We start from the raw sequence: 23,999 nt of genomic DNA, 5'->3' as shown, positions 1-23,999 counted from the left end.
TGTTCAGGACGCTCGAATTCAAAAAGTTTATCTTTACCTATCTATATAAAATAAGTATTGACGGTTCTTTTGTTTTACCCAGGTACAACGCACCTTAATCATTAGTTTCCAATTATTAATTTGCGAAGCACCTGCTCTTGTACTACTTGTATTGTTTATGTAAATCTGTTCAAAGATCGCTCGTTTCACGATTGCTGTTCTTTTCAGAAAGCGGATGCAAAGGTAAGAACTTTAAAGCATATCTTCCAAATATTTTCGGAAGTTTTTTTTCATTTTTTCTCTTTTCTCTTTCCTCGTCGTCTCTCTTGTCGAAAGGGAGGCAAAAAGAAAAAGGAAGAAGGACCAGGCACCGTTTCTTGAAAGAAGAATGTCAACTCGCGCTGCTTTCGTTTTCAAAAGCGGGTGCAAAGGTAAGGACTTTAAAGCATAACTTCCAAATGTTTCGGAAGTTTTTTTTCATTTTTCTTTTCCAAAACCGAAGTTCCGAAAGAAACCTATGGCAAAGAAGAGAAAAATGGAAGCTTACCGCTCCGTTTTACTGTCAGAATGTCAAAACATCGCCGCCTTCGTTCCCGAAAGCGGATGCAAAAGTAGGGCTTTTACGGACATCTGCAAAATATATACAAGCTTTTTTTGAGGGTTTACGTGAACTTTTTCATAACTAGCTGATTGATAGATATGTTTTAAAGCATATTTTTTAAAGGGAAAGGAAGGCAGGAAGGAAGGGGACACATTATATATATACGCGCGCGCATCGGAATATACTAAGTTCACCCCTTGACATAGACCACAGAACGGCCGGCACCACGCTTGCGAATCACGCCGGAATCGATAAATGTCTGCAAATCCCTCGAAGCCCGGCGGGCGGTGACATGGACAAGGCGGGAATATTCTGCACGAGTAATACAGACATTAGCCTCCAGAAAGTCCATCATGCTTTTTTCACGGGCAACCATGTCGCCCATTGCTTTCGGTTTATCCGGGAAAAAGCGTTTATCCGCACGTTCCAACTCCATCTTACCTGCCACATAACGTTTGAATTCGATGCCGGGACGGAATTTCACCGTGGACATCTTGACCGACTCCGCACGTACTTCTTTCTTATTCATCACCGGATGGGTACACTTCAGCGTGGTGCTGAAGAAGCCAAGTCCCTCTATCTCCACCGTATAGCCCTTTGCCAGCCAGTCTCCAAGCGTAGTGGTGATGGCTTGCACAATACCCACAACCATGGCGTGGGGCATATGTTCTTCACGAAAAACCCGTTCCATAAACTCTTTACCAGAAATGGTTCCCTTGGAACAGACACGGGCATGCAGCGACTTCGGTTCCTCGCCTTCGGGGACGGGCGTTTCATAAAGGTCATAATAAGCACTCATAAAATAATTTAAATTAATGGTTTATAGAGAATTGAGGGAAACTTGCAGCAAACTTGGGGAAGAAATGTTCTCGAAATCGGCAGAAGCTGGCAGTAAAGGTACTAATTATTTTTCTTGCCACAAGGATTTTACTTTCTTTCCACTGCCGTATTCTTTTCTTTCCACAGCTGTGGAAAGAAAAGAATACGGCAGTGGAAAGATTAGCATTTAGGATAGAAAAGGATAACTCCCAATGAGTCTGTCCTTAGTTCTTGGCAGGCAAAGAAACAGAAGCCTCCAATATCGGGGAGACAGACTCCCAAACCTGAGCATCGATACTCTGCATTCCTTGCACAGAAGGATGCCCCCATTGTTTATCAATGTCGTGCAAACGAATATTCTCGATGCCATAGTGCCGGCAAATTTCATCCATGGAATCAGTTACCTCTTCGGATAATTCTGAATTGGTAATATTATAAATCCTGGCCGCAGGATAGAGCTGCTTGAGAGATGCAAGCAGATAGCAAAAGGCAGGACGGAAGCTATACAAATCGGCTTTCGTCCAGCCATCATATTGGTATGCGCCAATGGGAGCACCTGCCCAACTGTCATTGGTACCGCCAAAAACAAGGATTATGTCGGGGGTGCCGAGGTTGTGAATACGGGTGATAAAAGAACGGTCGGAGTAATCAGCTTTCTCGTAACCGGTATGACAGACGGTGGAGCCGGAATAGGAATTGTTGCGTTCCAACTGAAAGCCGTGCTCATGGATGAAACGGTACCACCAGGTTTCCTCCACCTTTGTCACATCATTCTCTTTCTTTTCGCCGGGAACTCCATACCAGCAGAGATTGGCGGCAGGAGAGACATGACCGTAAAAAGTGGAATAGGAATCGCCAAGAATAGAAACTTTCTTTTGAGCAAACACCCCTGATATAAGGGTCAGGGAAAAAACAACCAGAAAAAACAAGGATTTGCAGTTCATAATAGATAGATTTTTATGTCGTATGCCGCAAAGTTATAAAGTTTGTCCCGGTTTGACGGCAAGAAACCGTAGTTTTTTTGCCATAGCCCGCTTATATGAAAGCCCCTCTACCATCGGATTCCCACAAAAAAAGGAAATGCCGGATTGATAGAGGGGCGAGAGAATGAAGATGAGAAAGAGTATATTTTACTCCCGCCCTCCACCGAGGGCTTGATAGAGGTTGATGATACCTTGTATTTCATCAAAGCGGTCGGCTACCTGTGTCAGTTGGGCAGAGAGTAGCCCCTGCTGGGCAGTGAGCACTTCCAAATAGGTGGAAGTGCCGTGTTGCATCAGTAACCGGGTGCTGCGGACGGTAGTTTCCAGTGAAGTTATCTGCCTTGCGCGGAGCTCCGTCTTTCCACGGGCTACCTGCACTTGGGTCAGAGCATTGTTCACTTCGCTACCGGCATTGAGCAAAGCTTGCTGAAAAGCGAGCCTGGCTTCTTCCTGCTGTGCTTTGGCTATCTTGAGCTGTGCCACGTTCAGCCCTTTGTTGAACAAGGGTTGTGTCAGCGAACCGATGGCGGAGAAGAGTAGTTTTCCTGGATTGACAATCATGCTTCCTGCCGAGTTGGTCCAGCCAGCTGTACCGTTCAAGGTGATGGAGGGGTAGAAAGCAGAACGGGCGGCATTGGTGCTGTAGAAAGCGGATGCCAGCGAGAGTTCGGCACTTTTCACATCGGGACGGCGGGAAAGCAATTGCAGAGGTACGCCCACCGCAAGTTCCTGCGGGAACTCCTGCCCCGCCAACCGGCCACGCTCAATGGTGCCCGGAACATCGCCCAACAGAATGGAGAGACTGTTCTCCACTTCCTTTACCTGCTGCCGGAGGTCGAGCAGCGAAGCTTCCACCTGACGACAGTTGGCTTCGGATTGCGAAACACTCGCCTCGTTCGTCATGCCTGCAGCCATCATGGCTCGCATGGTGCGTACACTTTCGCGCCAACTGGCGGCTGTTTCTTCGGAAATGCGGTATTGCTCGTCGAGCATCAGCAAGGTGTAGTACAGATTGGCCACATTAGCTATCAGCGAAGTGCTGACGGCTTGTTCGTACTCCAAGCTTTGAAGGTAGAGCGCTTTGGAACGGCGTTTGGCATTGGTCAACTTACCAAAAATATCGACTTCCCAACTTGCCGAGGCAATGCCGGAATAGGTCCACGAGCCTTTGGAATTGTCGAAACTGCTGACGCCACCCTGCGGAGTGAGCATAAACGAAGGCAGGTACGAAAGTTTGGCCGACATCAGCGTGGCTTCTGCCTCCTTGATACGTTGCCGGGCGGAAAGCAGGTCAGTGTTGCCTTGCAAGGCTTGTTCGATGAGCGACTGTAATTGCGGGTCCGTAAAAAGCTCGCGCCAGGAAAGGGAAGCGATGGAGGTAGTGTCCGATGCCGCAAACAGACTCAGGCTATCCAGACTTTGCCCATCCAAATCGTGTCCATAAAGTCCATCGGTCGTGATGTCCTCCGGGCGCTGGTATTTGGTATAGATGCCGCAACTGGTCAGTACCAAGCCGGCGACAGCTAATAATATGAATTGTTTCTTCATTATTTTTTTATGTTAGTTACGCGATAATGTACTAATGTGATTCTTCTATCTCCTTCCGGCTTACTTTCATCTCTTCCTCAATCTGCCAGTCGCTCGTCGGAAGGGATTGGGCAGGACGAAGCCGCTCCTGCAACCACTGGAAACTGATGAACAAGACAGGAACAATGAACAGCAGCGCCAATGTGCCGATGAACATACCACCGACAACACCCGTACCCAATGAACGGTTACCGTTGGCTCCGACACCCGTGGCAACCACCAAGGGGAAAAGGCCGAAAATCATCGTCAGTACCGTCATCAGGATGGGACGGAAACGCGCCTTTGCCGCACTGACGGCAGAAGCAATCAGCCCCATTCCCGCTTTACGGCGCTCGGCGGCATACTCCGTCAACAGAATAGCAGTCTTTGCCAACAGACCTATCAGCATGATAAGTCCCGTCTGCAAATAGATATTATTCTCCAACCCGGCTATCCTGGCAAAAAGGAACGACCCCATCAGGCCCGCAGGAACGGCCAGGATAACGGCAAACGGAATCAGAAAGCTCTCGTAAAGCGCACTCAGAATCAAGTAAATCATCAAGATACAGATACCGAAGATGATGACTGTAGTACCACTCTGCTGGCTTTCCTCGCGGGTGATGCCACCAAAGTCATAGCCATATCCCTTCGGCAAGGCTATCTCCGCCGTTTCTTGTACGGCACGGATGGCGTCACCGGTACTGTATCCCTCAGCAGGCATGGCATTCACGGCAATGGAGTTGAACATGTTGAAGCGGCTCAAGGACTCGGCACCGTAGGAACGGGTCAGCGTAACGAACTGGCTCAACGGAGCCATCTCACCGTTGGACATGCGCACAAAGGCATTGTTCAGTGAAGCCTCATCCAAACGGAACTTCGGGTCGGCCTGAATCATTACCTTGTAAACTTTGGAGAAACGGTTGAAGTTGGAGACATATTGCCCGCCATAATAGCCCGACAGTGTGGACAACACCTGGTCGGGAGTAATCCCGGCACGTTTGCACTTGGAAGCATCCACCTCGACGGTCCACTGCGGATAGCGTACATCGAACGTGGAGTATGCCATCGAAATTTCCGGACGCTGGTTCAGTGCCGCCAGATACTGCTGGGTGGTCTGGAAGAAGGTGTTCATATCCCCTCCCTGCTTGTCCTGCACATTCAAGTCCAGCGCATTACCCATACCATAGCCCGGAATCATACCCGGAGCAATGGCAAAGACTGTAGCATCCTTAATATCCGCCGTGCGAGCGTATATCTGGTTGACGACTGCCTGCACCTGGTCTTCCTTTGCCGTACGCTCGTCCCAAGGTTTCAGCTTCACGATAATCATACCGAAAGAATTTCCCTGCCCGGACAGCAGACCATAACCGGCAACTTTCTGCAAGTGCAATTTCTGAGGAAGGTCTTCCAGACGCTTCTCCACGCGGTCTATAATGTCATTTGTCGTCTTGAGCGAGCTACCCGGAGCGGTGCTAACGTTGACAAACAACGTTCCTTGGTCCTCGTCGGGCACCAGTCCGGTCTTGGTGGTATTCATCAGGAATACCAGCAGCACCACCGAAAGTGCCAGCAACGACCATCCCAGCCAGCGGCGCTTGATGAACAGCAACACTATCTTCTTATACTTCTCGACCACCGCCTCGAAAGCCGTGTTGAATGCCTTGCGGAAGCGCGAAGCAAAATTATTCTTCTCCGTTCCGTCCTCATTGATATAAGGCTTCAGCAGCAAGGCACAAAGTGCGGGACTGAGTGTCAACGCATTAATCGCCGAAATACCAACGGCCACCGCCATCGTCAACCCAAACTGGGTATAGAACGTACCGGAAGTCCCTCCCATGAACGATACCGGAATAAACACCGCCATAAACACCAGTGAAGAAGTGATAACCGCGTTGCTGATGCCCTTCATCGCATCGATACTTGCCATATAGGAGGACTTATAGCCCACATCAAACCGTGCCTGCACCGCCTCCACCACGACAATGGCGTCATCCACCACCGTACCAATCACCAATACCAGCGCAAACAGCGTAATCAGGTTGATACTGAATCCGGCAACGGACATGAAAGCAAACGTACCAATCAGTGAAACAACGATACCTACCAGCGGAATCAGCGTAGAGCGGATGTCTTGCAAAAAGACATAAACCACCAGGATAACCAGGATAATAGCCTCAATCAGCGTTTTCACCACTTCGTGGATAGAGGCGAAGAGGAAATCGTTGCTGGACATCATCTGGGTAAGCTCCACGCCTTTCGGCAAGTCCTTGCGTGCTTCTTCAAGGAGCCGGTCAATCTGCCGGTTCACTTCCGTGGCATTGGAGCCCGCGGTCTGGAACACCATGCAGGAGATACCGGGATGTCCATCCATGGTACCTTTGTAGGCATAACTGTCCTTACCCAGCTCTATATCGGCGATGTCCTTCAGTTTCAGCACCTCGCCGTCTTCGGTAGAACGGATGACGATGTCGCCGAACTCCTCAGGAGTAATGAGGCGTCCCGTATATTTCATGGTATATTGATACGTCTCATCCGAGTTCTCACCAAACGACCCGGTGGCCGATTCGATATTCTGCTCTGCCAGCACAGCCGTCACATCCGAAGGTATCAGCTTGTACTGCGCCATGACATCCGGTTTCATCCAGATACGCATGCTGTAGTCACCACCCATAATCATCATATCGCCCACACCGGAGATACGGAGAATCTGCGGCTTCAGATTGATACTGATATAGTTGGCAAGAAAGTTCTCGTCATAGCTGTCATCAGGGCTATATAAAGAGAACATCTGTAAGATACTGGTCTGCCGCTTGCTGGTGGTGACACCCACCTGGGTTACTTCGGCAGGAAGCTGCCCCGTAGCTTTGGACACACGGTTCTGCACATTGACCGCCGCCATGTCCGGGTCTGTACCCTGCTTGAAGTAAACAGTAATGGAAACCGACCCTGCATTGCTGGCGGTAGAAGTCATGTAAGTCATGTCCTCCACACCGTTGATGGCCTCTTCCAACGGAGCGATAACACTTTTCTGAAGGGTTTCCGCACTGGCACCATAGTAAGTGGTGCTCACCATGATGGTGGGCGGCGCAATGTCGGGATATTGCTCAACGGGCAAGGTGAACAATCCGATGATGCCCAGAATGACAATCGTAATGGAGATGACTGCCGAAAAAACGGGGCGTTCTATAAAAGTTCTGAGGTTCATATTCTATCGGTTAAAAATTATCATTCATTCGTTTTGGGTTGGACGGAGGTACCTTCACGCAGCAAGCCCACGCCTTCGGCCACAATTGTGTCCCCCACTTTCAAGCCACTCTCTACGATATATTCCTGACCTCCATTCACACGGGTCACTTGCACGGGAACTGATTGCGCCTTGCCGTCAACTACCTTATATACATAGACCTTGTCCTGTACTTCGTAAGTGGCACTCTGGGGAACAACGATGCAGTTCTCTTTCCGTACCGGGATGATGACGTTGCCCGAACCGCCACTGGTCAGCAATCCCTCTTTATTGGGGAACACGGCACGCAGACTGACTGTACCCGTAGAGGTATCAATTACACCACTGATAGTTTCTATCTTACCTTCTTGCGGATAGACAGAACGGTCATTGAGCTGTAATTCGATAGAGTCCATCTCTGCCAGCGCCTTATCCTTGGAGCCGTAGCGGCGGGTGAGGTCAAGCAACTGATTCTCTGTCATGGAGAAATAGACATACATATTAGAATTATCGGATACGGTCGTCAGTGGTTTGGGCAAACTGGCGCTGACCAACGTCCCCACCCTATAAGGGAGCGTACCTACCATTCCATCTGCCGGACTCTTCACTTCTGTATAAGAGAGGTTATTGGCGGCATTCACCTGCTGCGCCTCGGCTTGGGCCAACTGGGCTTTCGCTGTCAGCAGGCTGTTGTAGGAAGTCTTTAAGTCAAACTCGGAAATCACCTTCTGGGCATAAAGCTCCTTCTTGCTGTCATATGTCAGTTGCGAAGTGGCCACGCCGGCACGGGCAGCTTCCACATTGGCTTCTGCTGTGCGCAAGGCTGCCAGATAGGGCACCTGGTCGATAATAAACAAGACTTGCCCCCGACGCACGGTCTGTCCTTCCTCCACACAAAGTTTGGTGAGTGTACCGGACACCTGCGGATAGATGTCAATGTCCTGCCGTCCGCGGATGGCTGCGGAATAAATTGTCTGCAGTTCTTTGTCGGTAGTCGAAATAGTCATCACCTGATATTCCGACTGGGGTTGCACGACAGGCGCGCTGCCGCAGGCTGCCAGTGTTGCACTACAGATGACGGTCATCATCTGTTTCATCATACTCTTTTTTGTTATCATACTTTTTATCTTAAAAAAATAATACGTCGGCTTTCTCTTTCATTTTTTAAGCCGGCAGCAAAGGTATGCCGTTTTTGAACAACCATTTGTTTCATTGAAGGTACACGACTGTTCATTTTCGGAACATGCCATTTAACAATCCAAAAAGAACTCGTACCTTTGTAACCGCAAATCATAAGCAATCTAACATATGAACCCATTACTGACTACCAAACAAGAAACGTTCAGAGCCGGAACAGACAAGCTGGAATTCTTCCGGGAACGTCTTCTGAAAATGAACAATGGAGCACTGATGTTCTGCACCCGTGGAGAAGCAAATATCACAATAGATTTAAGAAAATATCATATTGTACCCAATACGCACATTACGCTGCTTCCAAGTTCCATTATTTCACTGACAAGTGCGAGTAAAGATTTCCTGGTGGACTTCTTTGCCTATTCCGAGACAATGTTCAAGACGGCATGCTTCCGTTTAGAGCCGCCCTTCATACATTTTATAAAAGAGAATGCATGCTATACGCATACCGAAGACGAACCGGTTCGTGCTATCACAGGACTCATCACGGCAAGCAATGCCATCTACCGCGATTCTGAAAATCTGTATCGCGAAGCCATTGCACAAAACCTGCTGCAAATTTTCTTTCTCGACACCTACGACAAGGTTCAACGTTACTTTACGGAAGAGCAAATCAATGGCAGTAACCGGAAAGAAGAATTGTTCAAAAAGTTCATAAATCTGGTACATACGTACTGTACTACCCAGCGGGATGTCGCTTTTTATGCTGACCAACTCTGCATTTCGACCCGCTACCTATCTGCCATCACCAAACAAGTGGCAGAAGATTCTGCCAAAGAAATCATTGACGAAAACCTGATATTGGAACTGAAAATGGCACTGCAATCCACCGGCATGTCACTGAAAGAGATTGCCGACAAATATCGTTTTCCCGACCAGTCTTTCTTCGGACGATATTTCAAGAAACACACGGGAATGTCACCCAAGGAGTACAGAGCAAAGAAGAACTGAGGTATGAGCATGCATTTATCCCCTTCTCCTCTGCCTCTTTAGTATTTTTTCTCTATATTTGTCAGACACTAATTTAATCAGTTCAATACCATGAGAAAACTTACACACATGCTCCTTGCAGGCACTCTCATCCTGGCCTGCTCTTCATGCGGAGTAGAAACAACAGCCAACTATCAAGTCATTCCCCTGCCCCAGGAGGTTGCCTTGAGTCAGGAATCCCCCTTCAACCTGAATGACGGTACCATCATCGCCTACCCCGAACACAATGAACTTTTGAAACGCAATGCCGAGTTTTTGGCCGAATACATCAGCCAGTCCACCGGCCACACCCTCCAGACAGAAGCCCTTGCCCCGGGGAGCGAAGCGCCCAAAGGCGCCATCACATTGGGACTGGATCCGGCCATCGGCAACCGGGAAGGCTATGTGCTGACCGTCAAAGCCGACCGGGTGACCCTAAACGGACAGACCGAGAACGGGGTGTTCTACGGTATACAAACCCTGCGTAAATCAATCCCCGCCGAAACCAAAGCCACCTCTATCCTATTGCCTGCCGGCAGCATCCAGGATGAACCCCGCTTCAGCTACCGGGGCATGCACCTCGATGTGGGCCGCCACTTCTTTCCCATTGAGTTCGTAAAAAAATACATAGACTTGCTGGCACTTCACAATATGAATACCTTCCACTGGCACCTCACCGAAGACCAAGGCTGGAGAATAGAAATAAAGAAGTATCCCAAGCTGACGGAAATTGGCGCCTGGCGCGACCGTACCGTCATCGGCCGGAATACCGAAGAGTATGACAATACCCGATATGGCGGTTTCTATACGCAGGAGCAAGCCAAAGAAATCGTAAAATATGCCGGGGAGCGCTATATCACGGTCATTCCCGAAGTAGACCTGCCCGGACACATGCTGGCCGCCCTGGCTGCCTATCCCGAAATGGGGTGCACCGGTGGACCATATGAAGTGTGTCCACGTTGGGGCGTATTCGAAGATGTACTGTGCATCGGAAACGAAAAGTCCATGCAGTTCCTCGAAGATGTCATGGCCGAAATCATTGACATATTCCCTTCCAAATACATCCACATCGGCGGTGACGAAGCTCCCCGCACCCGTTGGGAAAAGTGTCCCAAATGCCAGGCACGTATCAGAACCGAAAAATTGAAAGCCGACAAGAACCATACTGCCGAAGACCGTCTGCAGAGCTATTGTATGACACGTATCGAAAAGCTCCTCAATAGTAAAGGACGCCAGATTATCGGCTGGGATGAGATTCTGGAAGGCGACGTCGCCCCCAACGCAACTGTTATGTCATGGCGTGGCTCGGCAGGAGGAATCAAGGCGGCCCAACTGGGACACGACGTGATAATGACACCCAATGACTATTGCTACTTTGATTATTACCAAAGTGAGGATACCCGGCACGAACCATTTGCCATCGGAGGCTTTGTCCCATTGGAGAAAGTATACAGTCTGAATCCTACCGCCTCACTGACCGAAGAACAAGCCAAGCACATACTCGGCACACAAGCCAACCTTTGGACAGAATACATCCCGACCAGCGAACAGGTAGAGTATATGGTTCTCCCCCGTATGGCCGCCCTTGCCGAAGTACAATGGACACAACTGGAAAAGAAAGATTATACAAACTTCACTACCCGACTGGCCGGACTCATCGGCCTCTACCGGAGAGACGGGCTCAACTACCGGGAACCCTTCCGACAGCAGGCAGACTCCACAGCGACCGAGAAGAAGTAATCAGAACTGGAAATAGATAAACGGCTGTATCTCCGAACTTTTCATCTGAATGACCAGATAGATTACAGCAAGCATCAGTACCGCCTTTCCCAACAAGGGGAGGCGGATTACTGTTTTTGTGCAAGCACGTTCCCAACTGTCGGGCACAAAATGCAGCAGATAGCCCAATGCCATCAGTGCAAACACTTCCCAATAACCCTCTACCAGCTGCGGGAAGAGTTGCGGACGGAAAGTAGTGAATATCTGCTTCAGCATATCCATTGATGTGGAGAACTCCGCATTACGGAAGAATATCCAGCAGAAACAAACAAAATGGAAAGTGACAAGCACTCCGAGGAAGCGGTGGATGCCATGGCTCTCCGTCCCCTTCTTACGCCCGGTAAGCGTCATCCAGAACTTATGGGCTGCAAGCGCAACGCCATGCATCATTCCCCAAAGTACAAAATTCCACGAAGCGCCATGCCACAAGCCGCCCAGGAACATGGTAATGATGAGATTGGCATATTGGCGGATTTTCCCCTTCCGGTTGCCTCCCAAAGAAATATAAAGGTAATCGCGCAACCAGCTGGAAAGCGAAATATGCCACCGCCTCCAAAATTCCGTAATGGAAGCGGACTTATAAGGGGAATCGAAATTGATATTGAAATGGAAGCCCAGCAACAAGGCAATGCCGATAGCCATATCACTGTAACCGGAGAAGTCGCAATAAATCTGCAAGGCATAGCCATAAACACCTATCAGATTCTCCACCCCCGAATAAAGAGTAGGATTATCAAAAATACGCTCTACAAAGTTAACGCTGATATAGTCCGATATAACCGCTTTCTTGAAGAGCCCACTCACGATGAGGAAGATTCCACGTCCGAACATCTCATTGGAGACAAACAGCGGGCGACGGATTTGCGGAATGAAATCACGGGCACGTACAATAGGACCCGCCACCAACTGGGGAAAGAAAGAAACATAAAAAGCATAATCCAACAAACTGGTCAGAGGCGTTATCTGGCGACGGTACACATCTATCGTATAGCTCAACGACTGAAAAGTGAAAAAAGAGATGCCCACCGGAAGGAAAATATCCATTGTCGTGAACGTGCCTCCCGTCAGCGAGGCAAAAGTTTCGCCCAGAAAATTGGTGTACTTGAAGTAACACAACAATCCCAAATTGATGAACAGACTCAACACAACCCATGCCTTACGTAGCCAGGGAATAGCCTCGCGTGCCATCAAGCGTGCAATGAAAAAGTCACAGACCGTCACCAGTCCAAGCAGGAAGAAATAAGTGCCACTACTTTTATAATAGAAGTAATAGGAAAACAAGGTGACAAACAGCAAACGCGCCGTCGTCCGGCGTTGCAACAACAGATAAACCAATATAAAAGCGACAAACAGCCAGAGGAAAATACCACTGCTGAATATCATCGGGGCTTGCGGGTCATAAGTGAAGACATCGCGCAAACGGTCCAAGTCTATATTCAATCCGGATAAAAATTCGTCAATATTCCACATAATCGTTATAAGCTTTTAACAAGGCCTGGCAGAACAGCTCGCCTTGCAGGCGGTAACCGTCCGGCAAATAGTGTACATGGTCCGGACGCATCAATCCGGCTTCCTGCCAGTTGAGGCAGGCACGGTGGGTACCGCCAAGTATTTCGTACATGTCCCATACCGCCAATCCGTTTTCATCGGCATAGCGGCGGATGGTCTGCACGGCAACGGCAGTACGCGGATTAATCTTATAGGTCCGACGACGGCGACGCTGCCGGAAACTCTCGTAAGAGCCCGGAGGAGTGGTCATCAACATCGGTACATTCGGCAGTTTCTCGCGAAGCATGCGTACAAGGTCGTCCATCTGGCGATAGTGCAGCATTGTATTGTAACGGCGGTTATGGCTTTCGTTCGTCCCGAAGGAAAGAATAAGCAGGTCGGGATGCAGAGCCGCAATATCAGCAATACGGTCCGGACGGGTGAAAGTAGTACAAAATGCACCGTTGATACCTACATCGGTATAAGAGACTGCCCCGAAAGTGTCCTGCATCAACGCACCGGTGGTACGGGGGAAGATATGGCCGCGTATATGGCTGTCGCCCACATGTACGATGCGAAGCGTATCAGCGGAAGCGCCCAGCCGGGACAGACGTAGCTTCTCCCAGAAAGGATTAAGAATACCCAGACTGTCGGTAAGTACATTCTCCTTCATTTGCCGGAATGCGGCGGGAAAAGTTATCAAAGGGACAGACACCGTATCCGTACGTTGGGAATAGAGGCAGAGAGTATCACAATCCGTTCCGCCGACATGACACGAAAGGCTGCCCGGCAATACATCTTGTGCATGGAGCGGCCCTATCGCCGCAATCAGCACCAGCACCGCGCAGCAAATCGTACATCGTAAATCGTACAATCGTGAATCCTCCTTATGGCTCCTCTTCATAGTAGGCCCTCCTTCTGTCATACTGTTCCTTACCATAAATCAAAGACTCATAAAGCAATCCCGCAAGATACTTTCCACCACGGAAGTTGATGTGCGTATAATCATAATTGGCCAGTGACGGCTTGGCATGCACCATCTCTGCCATACTGCCTTCCCCACCCATAGCCTCGAACATATTCCAGAAAGCGACAGCCTCATCTGCCGCCAGATTCTGTTGATAACGAACCAGATTCTTGATACCGGGCATGGTACGCAGCTCCCCTTCTTCGGTCTTATAGTCACGGTCGCCCACGCTGACCACAAGGATGGCAGCTTGCGGAAAGGCTTCCTTGAGATGTTCCACCGTTGTCTGCATACCTGCAATGTACCTGTCGTAATTGCGTCCGCGCTCCGTAGCTACATTCAGTCCGTACTGCAGGATTATCAGGTCGTAGGGTCGCTGCTCGTTGAACTCGCGCATCATCCACACGGGAACAGAACGGAGGGAGAGGCCGGAGCTGCCACGCAGTGAGAAGTTATCCAGCACAATGCCGGAAGTACCGTCCATGGCAAGGCCATAAAACAAGGTGGAGTCCGCACTTTCCACCGTCCAACGGACAGAACCGATATTTCCCTCTACCGTCATCTCCTGCAAATCATCAATCGGCTCAAAAGTCTCGGTAGTTGCTTCGCCACGATTGACGCGGACAGAAAGGGTGGTTGTGCCACGGTTATAGAAAAAAATACTGGCACGCTGGCAAGTATCCAGACGGGAGGCATAGTTCTTCTGCCCCCGCAGTTCCACATAAGCACCGGTATTCGGAATAAAGTAATGTCCGGAGACTCCCAGCTTGCTACGGTCAAAGAACACGGAGTCCATGACAGAATGACTCTGCCATCCGCTGAAGGAATGACGCACTGTAGGACGGAAGCCACTGGTCATGGACGTAATGGTGACAAAACCTACTCCGCAACCGCCATATTTCTGCTGAAGCATCTCGCGTAAATCAGCCGTCAGAATATCCGCTTCGATAAAGGAGTCGCCGAAGTAGGCGATACGAACCGGACGGGGTGCTTTGGCAAGCTCGTCGAGCGCCTGATAGAACCGCGTCATGCCACGCATGGTAGAATCGCTGTAATCTTCAATGCACGTCATGCCCGCACGGCAGGTGTCCACAAAGGCGGGCTTCACCTTCGGGGGCGGAGGCAGCAGGCTGTCCGGCTCACTCACCGGCTTGGAAGGACGACGCACGTCCCCCAAGATATCCACACGCCTCAGCACACGGCCACCCATCGTAATACTTGGCAACAGATGCATCAGCAACAATGCACCCCATACGATAAACGCCAACAGACCCGTATATTTCAATGAATTCTTTTCCATACCTAATGTGGCCGCAAAGATATAGATATAGGTTGAAAAAATCTCTCCGGACAAAAAAGAATTATCCCCAAAGAAACAAGATTTTTTCTCCGGGGATAACGGTTATAGACAGAGCAGACCCGATTAAATGGTCTGTTCGATATTCCAAACAAAAGCACGGAGTCCGAGTTGCTCGGTCTCCTTGTCCATCCGGTGGAGCGCTTCGAGCAACGGAGCCACCTTAGCCTCATCTATGATAGTGATGATGGCGGAACACATACTGGGCCAGGCATGGCTGCCATAGTGCGGTTCCCCCGTCTTACTGCCACGCCCCTGTACTTGCTGCCAATAGCTGAAGCCGCGGCAGTTGTGGCGGTCAAGCAATGCCATGATACGTTCAAAGAACGCTTGGTCGAATGTTATAAATACTGATTTCACGCTATATAATGTTTAGTGATTAATGTTTAATGATTAACGGATAATGATTAATCATTGTTTACGTGGTTTCGTCATCTTCTCCTTATGCAACTGGTAATAATCATTCAGCTCACGGTCTTTCTTAATCTTCTTACGCGTGCGGCGGATACCAACACCTGCAAACGAGCAATAGAGTACGGGGACAAGAATCAATGTCAGAATGGTAGATACCGTCAGACCGCCAATTACGGCAACACCCAACGGACGCCACATCTCGGCACCTTCACCCTGCCCTACAGCCATCGGCACCATACCGAGGATAGTGGTCAGTGTAGTCATTAATACCGGACGCAAACGGCTGCGGCCTGCCGTGACTACAGAGTGAAGCACCGCTTGACCACGTTCGCGGCAAAGCGTGATGTAGTCTATGAGTACGATACCGTTCTTCACCACAATACCAATCAACATGATTCCACCCAAAAGCGACATCACATTCAAATTGGTTCCCGTAAAGAATAATGCCATCAACACACCGCTGAATGCAAATGGAATGGAAAACATGATGATGAACGGATAACTCAAAGACTCAAACTGAGCTGCCATCACAATGAATACGAGAATAACAATCAATACAGCCAGCGTTCCCAAGTCGGAGAATGAATCCTGTTGGTCCTCATACGAACCCGAAATCTGGATAGAAACACCACTTGGTAGGTCCATCTTATCAATTATAGCATTACCATCGGCCACCACATCGCCCAAAGGTGCTCCCGAAATAACCGCAGATACAGTAACAATACGCTCACGGTCTTTACGTTCGATGGTAGGAGGAGCAGAACGCTCGACTACTTTGCCGAGGTCTTTCACGCGGATACCCTCACCGGAAGGCGTATAAATAAGGATGTTCTCCAAATCTTCAATCTTTGTACGGAATTCGGGAGCGTAACGCACACGGATGTCGTACTCGTCACCATCTTCGCGATAATAAGATGCCAAAGCACCATTTACACGATTACGCAGATAGTTGGAGGCAGTAGAAAGATTCAAGCCATGCAATGCCAGCTTCTCACGGTCAAAGTCCACCTGATATTCGGGCTGATAATCCTGACGGCTGATGTTCACTTCACTCACACCTTTCACCTGCAACAATTTCTCTTTCAGTTCGGCTGACACTTTGTCCGTAGCGGTGAAGTCGTAACCATAAACCTCAAAGTCGGCACTTGCCTGGGCGCTCATGCCGCCTGTGCTACCGCCCAGAATAACCTGCGCCTTGTCCAATTCGGGATACCCCTTCAAGTCCTCACGCATTTCGTCGCAAACGGTTTCCAGTGTCACGTCACGGTCTCCCGGACTCACCAGACTGATATTGAAACTAATGATATGACTACCGTTGTCCTGCATGGAAGCAAACGTATTGTCAGAGTCCGCCTGCCCCACAGTGTAGTTGCAAACTTTCATCATATCTCCGTAGCGCGTCATCCACTTGTTTGTCAGTTCCGAAGCCAACGCTTCCGCACGCTCCACACGGGCCCCGATGGGCAACTGAAGGTTGATACCGATGCGGCTATTGTCTGCTGCCGGGAAGAACTCGGTACCGATATACTTGGCACAGAACAGACTTGCCACAAAGAATGCGGCACAGCCTGCCATAACCGTCAGACGATGGCGCACAGCCCAGTTCAACCGGTTCTGATACCACACGTCAAGACCGTCCAGCGCACGCTGAATCGGCGTATAGAGCGTAACGAACATCTTACTCTGCTTTTTCTGCAAACGCAGAAGCTGCGCACACATCATCGGGGTGAATGACAAGGCTGAAACTGTGGAAACCGTCATAATCACACACATCATCCATCCCAACTGACGGAATAACACACCGGATATACCACTTACCATCGTCAATGGGAAGAATACCGCAATCATAGTCAGCGTAGATGCAATTACGGAGATGGCCACCTCGTTCGTGGCATGTATCGCTGCCTGCTTCGGTTCGGAACCCCGTTCAATATGGGTCGTTACATTCTCGAGTACCACAATGGCGTCGTCCACCACGTTACCAATAGCAATAGAGAGACAAGAGAGCGAGATGATATTCAGTGAACCGCCGTCGATGATACCCAGATAGATGAACGAGGCAACCAGTGACATCGGTATGGTGATACAGATGATGACCGTGGCACGCCAACGCCCCAAAAAAACGAACACCACCAAGATAACGAACAGCATAGCGTACATAATGGTTTCCTCCAAGCTGTCTATCGTATTCAAGATGTTATCGGAAGTATTGACAATGATCCCCAGCTTCACATCGCTCGGCAGTGACTTCTGCAACTGTGGCAACATATCAATTACCTTCTGCGAAATGGCTACAGAATTGGCACCCGATTGTTTCTGCACCACAATCATAGCGCCCTGCACACCGTTGCTATACGTCTTCTGTGCACGTTCCTCCACAGAGTCCACAACTTTTGCCACATCGCGCAGATAGACGGAAGCACCGTTGTGCGTACCTACCACGATGTTCTCCATCTCTTTGGGATCCTTGAACTCACCTTCCACACGCAGCGAATAGGTATTGCTACCTACATCAAACGTACCGCCCGGCGTATTCCGGTTTTCGGCACTGATAATAGAGCTGATAGTTTCTACAGAAAGGTTGTAGGCATCCAGTTTATTGGGGTCGCAATATACATTGACCTCACGCTTGGGGGCACCCGAAATGGACACCGTACCGACACCGGGCACACGCGCCAAGGGATTCGCCACGTTGTCATCCAATATTTTGTAAAGAGCCGGCTGGCTCTCCTCCGCCTGCACGGAGAGCAGCAGGATAGGAATCATGTCCGTACTGAACTTGAAGATGATGGGAGTTTCGACCTCATCGGGCAGCATGGAGCTCACCATGTCCAGTTTATCACGCACGTCGTTCGTCAGCACGTCTATGTCATACCCATACTCAAACTCCAGCGTAATCACGGAAATATTCTCCGACGAACGGGAAGTGATATGCTTCAAGTTGCTGACCGAATTCAGCACGTTTTCCAACGGACGGGTCACGTTATTCTCGATGTCCGAGGCACTGGCACCCTGATAGGTCGTCATCACCATAATGGTGTTGGTCTCGATGTCCGGATAAAGGTCTACCGGCAATTTCGACAGAGAGAACAGACCAAATATAGCCACTGCCAGGAAGCAGAGCGAGGTCATAATCGGTTTCTTAACCGCTCCTTCGTATAAACTCATAAGATTAATTCTTTAATTTGCCAATGTGCTAATATGCTAATTGGCTGCGCAATGTAGCTACATCGGCACATTAGCATATTATCACATTACCACATTACCATATTATTTTTCTACCTCGACTTCCACACCATCGGCTAATTTAGACTGCCCAGCAATAACAACTTGAGAGTTATTGTCTACACCGGAAATCAACTCATACTCCGTATCCATACGACGGCCAAGCTCTACCTTATTATAAGACACCTTGCCGTTCTTGTAGACATAGACATAGCGGTCGCCTGAACCGGCACGCTTCACAATGGCCAGGTCGGGAACAACCACGTGGTCCTGTGTTCCGAAGTTCAGCGTGGCGCGGGCAAACATTCCCGGACGTACGCGCTGATCACGGTTGACAAGCTGTATCTCTACCGGGAAAGTACGGGTAGCCGGGTCGATGGTAGGATAAACAAGGCTGATTTTGCCTTCGAACTCCTCGTCACCATAGACATCTACTTTCACGGATACGGGAGCGCCCTTCTTCACTTTGGTAAAGTAGCCTTCGGATACGTTGATGTATAGTTTTACCGGAGTGATTTGCTCCACTACCAGTACCGGTTCTCCACCGCTATACATATCTCCGTTATCGTAATTGCGTGCCGTCACCACCCCGTTAATGGGACTGAGCAACGAGGTGTTCTCCAAGAGATTCTTATAGGAAGTCTCACGGATGTCGAGATTCATCTTGGCGGTATCCCACTCCGACTTGGAGGCACCGCCTACCTTATACAACTCGTCAATACGCTTGAACTCTATCTGCTGGTTGTCCAACTGATATTTTATCTGCTTCAGATTGGCAGCATCCATGCTGACCAGCTTCTGGCCTTTCGACACGCGGTCGCCCACCTCCACAAAAATGCGGTCTATACGCACCGGAGAAGAGGGAGCAATATTGTTTTTTACTTCGGCTTCCACCGTAGCGGTGTATTCCTGAATCTGTTCCACGGGACGGGACGACACCTCGGCCAGTTTCACCCTCGGCTTTTCGTCCACCTTCTCAGCAGCAGCTTTATCACTACCTCCGCTACATGCCCCCAGCATGGCAACAACCAGCAGGGCCATCCATTGAAAACCTTTTTTCATATCGTTGTTCTTATTTCTATTCTTCATTCTTAGTTCTTCATTCTTAGTTCTCTGCAATATAATCCTTTCCCAGCACTTGGTCAAGGTCAGCCTTCGCAACCAGATAATCATAGATGGACTGATTATAAGTCAGTTCGGCCTCCGTAAGCTGCACTTGCGAAGTGTTCAGCTCCAACACCGTACCTTTACCTACCTCATAGCGTTTACCGGCAATCTGCACAGCTTTCTGTGCCTGCATCACATTCTCGCGGTTGCTGACAACCTGCTCGGAACTGGCAGCCATGTTGTTCTGGTAGCTGGTAATCTGCATGTTCAGCTTTCGCTCTGTGTCCAGACGGTTCTGCTCCAACTGACGTATCTGAATACGGTTGGACTTGAGCTTGGTGAAATTGCTTGCCTTATACAAAGGAATACTCAGCGTAAACATCAGTGCGGAACTTCCGCTCCAATTATAATCGAGGATGTTCCAATCCTCGTTGTAGAGTGACTGGTACTGGTAAGAATAGTTCATACCCAAAGTAGGCATGAAGTTGGCACGGAGTGACTTGATGTTCTGATTGAGCATCTTCCGGTTCAAGTCCAACTGCTTCATCGTCGTATTATTGTTCAGATTGGCAGCGGGCTGATTCAGTTCATTGGCAAACAGCTCCGTCTCATAGTTGCCGAGATTGTCGGCAATCTCTATATCCACATCGGCCGTTACCCCCATCAGTACCTTCAACTGCAACTTGGACAACGTCACGGCATTACCCGCCGAAATCACATTCGGCTTAATGCTGCGCATCTGCACCTCGGCACTGATTTTATCGAACTCACTGACGGCACCCTGCTGATACTTGGCATTGACAATGTTGTAGTTGTCTTCCGCCAGCTTATAGCTCTTCTGCAACACATCGTAGGAGTCTTGCGTCAGCATCAGCTGATAGTAACCCTTAGTTACCTGGTTCACCAAGTCCAGCTTAGAAGCCCGTGACTTTTCCACAGCCAGTTCAATGTCTGTCTTGGTCATCGACATGGCCTTATATACGCTAGGGGCGAATATGGGCAAACTGATATTCAGCACCCCGCTTACCGTATTCGAATTGTCCATACCCATCTTGAACGACTGTCCGCCAAGATTCATCTGTGCCGCACTGATGGTATGATTCCACGTACCGTCAATGCTTGCCTGCGGAAGCAAGTTCTGCCAGGTCTCCTTGTGAGTCACTTTCTTCAAAGCAATTTCTTCCTCCGCCACCTTTATGGTAGGATTGTCGCTTAAAGCAATCTCCAAGGCACGGTCAAGGGTCAGGGTCAGGGTATCCTTTGCCTCTTGTGCGCGCACATAGCCGCCGGCATACAGCACAGCAACTGCCAACAGTAGTGCTCTTCCTACCCAAAATCTCTGCATCTTCATAAATCAAAAATAGATTATTTATTAAAACTACTCCTTCGTTTCATCCGGCTTTACCTGATTCTTGCGATATTCGCAGATAAAGTCCTCCAGGACACGGGCACCCTTCTCCGTAGAGATACCGCGCAAGAAAGTGAACATGATAGATTCGTACACTTCAAGGAAAGAATACTCATTGCAGATGTCCGAATTCATCAGCAAATCGAGCTGGTCGCGCACGAGCAGATTGATAATGGCGAAATTCACATCATCACGAAAAATGCCTTGCTTCACGCCCTCTTTGAAGAAGTTCACTGTATCTTCCGAGCTCCGGTTCCGATTGTTCTTCATCAACTGATAAGCCTTGGGATATTTCTTGATATCCTCAAAAAACTTCTTGTTCGTGGCATGAAAACGCTCTATGCTCCACTGATAACATCTCAACAAAACTTCCAATACGTTACTGGAAGTCTCTATTACTCCTTTCACAAAAATATCACCATCCTTCTGGGACTTCAGGATACATTCTTCCAACAAGGTTTCCTTGTCCGGAAAAACTTCGTAGAGAGTGCGCTTAGAGATACCCAAAGATGCGGCAATCTCATCCATCGTGATACTTTTTATTCCATTTGTTGTAAATAATTCTACGGCGGCCAGAATGATACGTTCCCTCAGTTCCACCCGTGATGTTGAATGCTTCGTGTGTTCGCCCATTTTTCTTCCCTTTCTAAACTAAAACTATTTTTATTCATTATCGGAATAAAACGGGACAAATATAGAAAGAAAACTCAATTCGCCAATTAAGTTTCCTTTCTTATTGTTAACAGATTAATAATTATTATGTTTCTGGCAGATTTATTGGGAAGTTCCTAATAATCAAACTTTGTCCGGTTGAGGAAAGCGACTGTCTTATGGATTTCCTTATACATCACGATGTCTTCCTTCACAAAAGGGACTTCCTTGCGATATTCGTGCAGGAAACGCTCCAGAACGGGAGAAGTCTTTGCCGGACGGCGGAAGTCGATGCCTTGAGCGGCATTCATCAGTTCGATGGCAAGGATATGCTCCAGATTGTCCATAATGCGATAAAGCTTAGTAGCTGCATTGGCACCCATGCTGACATGGTCTTCCTGCCCGTTGGAGGAAACGATGGAGTCGCTGCTGGCGGCATAGCAGTACATCTTATTCTGGCTTACCATAGACGCGGCAGCATATTGCGGAATCATGAAACCGGAGTTCAGACCGGGATTGGCCACAAGGAATTCCGGAAGTCCACGCAGCCCCATGATAAGCTGGGCGATGCGCCGCTCGGATATATTGCCCAGCTCTGCCAGGGCAATGCCGAGAAAGTCGTAGGAAATGGCAAGCGGCTGGCCGTGGAAGTTACCGCCCGAGATGATACGGTCCTCATCGGGGAAGATGGTGGGATTGTCCGTCACAGAATTGATTTCCGTCAGCAGGATGGAAGCCACGTAACGGATGGCGTCTTTCGTGGCCCCATGCACCTGAGGGATGCAACGGAACGAATAAGGGTCTTGTACATGCTGCTTGGGACGGGCTATCAGCTCGCTGCCTTCCAATAGTTTGCGGAAGTTGGCACCTGTTTCTATCTGGCCCTTGTGTGGACGAATCTGCTGGATACAGTCCATAAACGGATCTATACGCCCGTCGAAAGCTTCCAGGGAGAGAGCGGCAATCAAGTCGGCTTTCTTGGAGAGACGGAAGGCTTTGAGAAGAGCAAAGACACCGTTGGCACTCATAAACTGGGTGCCGTTGAGTAATGCCAATCCCTCTTTACTCATCAGCTTCACCGGTTCCCAACCGAACTCGTCGAGCACACTGATAGCCTCGCGCTTCTTTCCTTTATAATAGACATCGCCCACACCGATAAGCGGCAGGAAGAGGTTGGCCAGAGGAGCCAGGTCGCCGGAGGCGCCCAGTGAGCCACGGTCATAAACGATAGGCATCACGTCGTTATTGAAGAAATCGAGGATGCGCTGCACGGTGATGACCTGCACACCGCTATGCCCCAAAGAGAGAGCATGCGCCTTGAGCAACATCATCAGTTTGATGATGACCGGGCGTATCTCCTCGCCCACACTGCAAGCATGGCTCTTGATGAGATTTTCCTGCAAGGTGCCCAGCTCGTCCGACGAAATGCTCTTACTGCACAACGAGCCGAAACCGGTGGTAATGCCATACAAGGGTTCTTCCGACTCCGCAATCTTCTTGTCCAGATAATCGCGGCACTTCTGTATCCGCAGCTTGGCTTCCGGAGCCAGCTCCAGTTTCAGATTTTCATTGATGATACGTTCGATGAGGTCGAAGGTCAACTCACCGGAACCTACATAATAGACATTGTTCATACTTTCAGCTCTTGATTGATTTCGTCCAACAATTCCTTTTCTTTCGCACAAGCCAAGTGTTCCAATTCGTCGGCTTCACTTTGGAGCTTGGACACAAACTCCTTGTCCTTCAGCGAACCCAGGTTGATGCGTACATTCATCAGTGCGCCCAGCACAGCCGAACGGGCAGACATCATGGCCACACAAGCATCCGTAACGGCATTGCGGTTGCCCAGGCGAGCTACATCCATGATAACCGTCATCAGCTCATACGCATTGCGTGCCACCTGCATGGGAACAAGGGCGGCAAACTTGGTAGCCGCCTGGATGGCAGTACTGCGCGCCGCCTTTTCCTCATCCGTAGCTTTCGGCATCTTGAAGCAGGCAAACACCTTGTCGTAGGCTTCAGAGTCGCGGTCTATATCTTCTACAAAAGCCCCCTTTTGCTGCAAGGCAACTCCGGAGATATGGCGCATCAGCTCTTCGTGAAGTTCATAACCTTTCTTACCGATGGTGAGGTTAGCAACCATAGCGGCAAGAGCAGAAGCAATAGCACCGTTCAAAGCGGCAATACTACCGCCACCGGGGACGGGATCGCTACCCGCCACTTTATTCAAAAATTCCTTTACTGTCAAATCAACTAACATGATATTAAA

General features: G+C 49.3%; 17 protein-coding genes. 2 read left to right on the top strand and 15 right to left on the bottom strand.

What is annotated here, in order from left to right:
• Positions 1-770: 770 nt before the first annotated feature.
• The 5 genes from DWZ03_RS19085 to DWZ03_RS19060 form a co-directional block, all read right to left on the bottom strand.
• On the bottom strand, positions 771-1,379 hold the full coding sequence (locus DWZ03_RS19085; RefSeq protein ID WP_005825608.1) for an HU family DNA-binding protein: 609 nt from the start codon (positions 1,377-1,379) through the stop codon (positions 771-773).
• Between the two features lie 244 nt (positions 1,380-1,623).
• Complete coding sequence (locus DWZ03_RS19075) at positions 1,624-2,343, bottom strand: SGNH/GDSL hydrolase family protein (RefSeq protein ID WP_005825612.1); 720 nt, start codon at positions 2,341-2,343, stop codon at positions 1,624-1,626.
• A gap of 186 nt (positions 2,344-2,529) precedes the next feature.
• Positions 2,530-3,930: a TolC family protein gene (locus DWZ03_RS19070; protein ID WP_120130535.1), complete on the bottom strand. Its 1,401-nt coding sequence runs from the start codon at positions 3,928-3,930 to the stop codon at positions 2,530-2,532.
• 31 nt (positions 3,931-3,961) lie between these two features.
• Positions 3,962-7,153 carry an efflux RND transporter permease subunit gene (locus DWZ03_RS19065; RefSeq protein WP_005833480.1) on the bottom strand — a complete coding sequence of 1,064 codons (3,192 nt, stop codon included), beginning with the start codon at positions 7,151-7,153 and terminating at the stop codon, positions 3,962-3,964.
• 20 nt (positions 7,154-7,173) lie between these two features.
• Positions 7,174-8,289 carry an efflux RND transporter periplasmic adaptor subunit gene (locus DWZ03_RS19060; protein WP_005825620.1) on the bottom strand — a complete coding sequence of 372 codons (1,116 nt, stop codon included), beginning with the start codon at positions 8,287-8,289 and terminating at the stop codon, positions 7,174-7,176.
• A gap of 190 nt (positions 8,290-8,479) precedes the next feature.
• Between DWZ03_RS19060 and DWZ03_RS19050 the strand changes: the two genes are divergently transcribed.
• Both DWZ03_RS19050 and DWZ03_RS19045 read left to right on the top strand, forming a co-directional pair.
• Positions 8,480-9,316 (top strand): helix-turn-helix domain-containing protein, encoded by an 837-nt coding sequence (locus DWZ03_RS19050; protein WP_016271980.1) that lies wholly within the window; start codon positions 8,480-8,482, stop codon positions 9,314-9,316.
• A gap of 90 nt (positions 9,317-9,406) precedes the next feature.
• Positions 9,407-11,074 (top strand): beta-N-acetylhexosaminidase, encoded by a 1,668-nt coding sequence (locus tag DWZ03_RS19045; protein WP_005833489.1) that lies wholly within the window; start codon positions 9,407-9,409, stop codon positions 11,072-11,074.
• Here DWZ03_RS19045 and DWZ03_RS19040 read toward each other — a convergent pair whose 3' ends face one another.
• The 10 genes from DWZ03_RS19040 to DWZ03_RS18995 form a co-directional block, all read right to left on the bottom strand.
• Positions 11,075-12,583 carry an MBOAT family O-acyltransferase gene (locus tag DWZ03_RS19040; RefSeq protein WP_120130534.1) on the bottom strand — a complete coding sequence of 503 codons (1,509 nt, stop codon included), beginning with the start codon at positions 12,581-12,583 and terminating at the stop codon, positions 11,075-11,077.
• On the bottom strand, positions 12,570-13,526 hold the full coding sequence (locus DWZ03_RS19035; RefSeq protein WP_120130533.1) for an SGNH/GDSL hydrolase family protein: 957 nt from the start codon (positions 13,524-13,526) through the stop codon (positions 12,570-12,572). Before DWZ03_RS19035 ends, DWZ03_RS19040 begins: the two co-directional genes overlap by 14 nt.
• Entirely contained in the window at positions 13,489-14,868 is a 1,380-nt protein-coding gene (locus tag DWZ03_RS19030) for an SGNH/GDSL hydrolase family protein (protein ID WP_009037291.1), read from the bottom strand. The genes DWZ03_RS19035 and DWZ03_RS19030 overlap by 38 nt, the downstream gene beginning before the upstream one ends.
• Positions 14,869-14,991: 123 nt before the next feature.
• A complete protein-coding gene (locus DWZ03_RS19025; RefSeq protein WP_005825638.1) occupies positions 14,992-15,285 on the bottom strand; it encodes a PG0541 family transporter-associated protein in 294 nt (97 codons plus the stop codon).
• A gap of 51 nt (positions 15,286-15,336) precedes the next feature.
• On the bottom strand, positions 15,337-18,507 hold the full coding sequence (locus DWZ03_RS19020; protein WP_120130532.1) for an efflux RND transporter permease subunit: 3,171 nt from the start codon (positions 18,505-18,507) through the stop codon (positions 15,337-15,339).
• A gap of 102 nt (positions 18,508-18,609) precedes the next feature.
• Positions 18,610-19,626 carry an efflux RND transporter periplasmic adaptor subunit gene (locus DWZ03_RS19015; protein ID WP_022400662.1) on the bottom strand — a complete coding sequence of 339 codons (1,017 nt, stop codon included), beginning with the start codon at positions 19,624-19,626 and terminating at the stop codon, positions 18,610-18,612.
• A 43-nt stretch (positions 19,627-19,669) separates the two neighbouring features.
• On the bottom strand, positions 19,670-21,022 hold the full coding sequence (locus DWZ03_RS19010) for a TolC family protein (RefSeq protein ID WP_057087526.1): 1,353 nt from the start codon (positions 21,020-21,022) through the stop codon (positions 19,670-19,672).
• Between the two features lie 27 nt (positions 21,023-21,049).
• A complete protein-coding gene (locus DWZ03_RS19005; protein WP_005825647.1) occupies positions 21,050-21,712 on the bottom strand; it encodes a TetR/AcrR family transcriptional regulator in 663 nt (220 codons plus the stop codon).
• Between the two features lie 155 nt (positions 21,713-21,867).
• Positions 21,868-23,364: a histidine ammonia-lyase gene (gene hutH / locus DWZ03_RS19000; protein ID WP_044467781.1), complete on the bottom strand. Its 1,497-nt coding sequence runs from the start codon at positions 23,362-23,364 to the stop codon at positions 21,868-21,870.
• The gene (locus tag DWZ03_RS18995; RefSeq protein ID WP_005825652.1) at positions 23,361-23,990 is read right to left on the bottom strand and encodes a cyclodeaminase/cyclohydrolase family protein; all 630 of its coding nucleotides are present in this window, start codon (positions 23,988-23,990) and stop codon (positions 23,361-23,363) included. Before DWZ03_RS18995 ends, hutH begins: the two co-directional genes overlap by 4 nt.
• Positions 23,991-23,999: the final 9 nt, after the last annotated feature.

The sequence above is a fragment of the Bacteroides sp. AF29-11 genome, from assembly GCF_003602895.1.
Classification (GTDB): domain Bacteria; phylum Bacteroidota; class Bacteroidia; order Bacteroidales; family Bacteroidaceae; genus Bacteroides; species Bacteroides uniformis.
The sequence above is the reverse complement of the archived record's forward strand: the minus strand, read 5'-3'. Positions and strand labels throughout refer to the sequence as shown.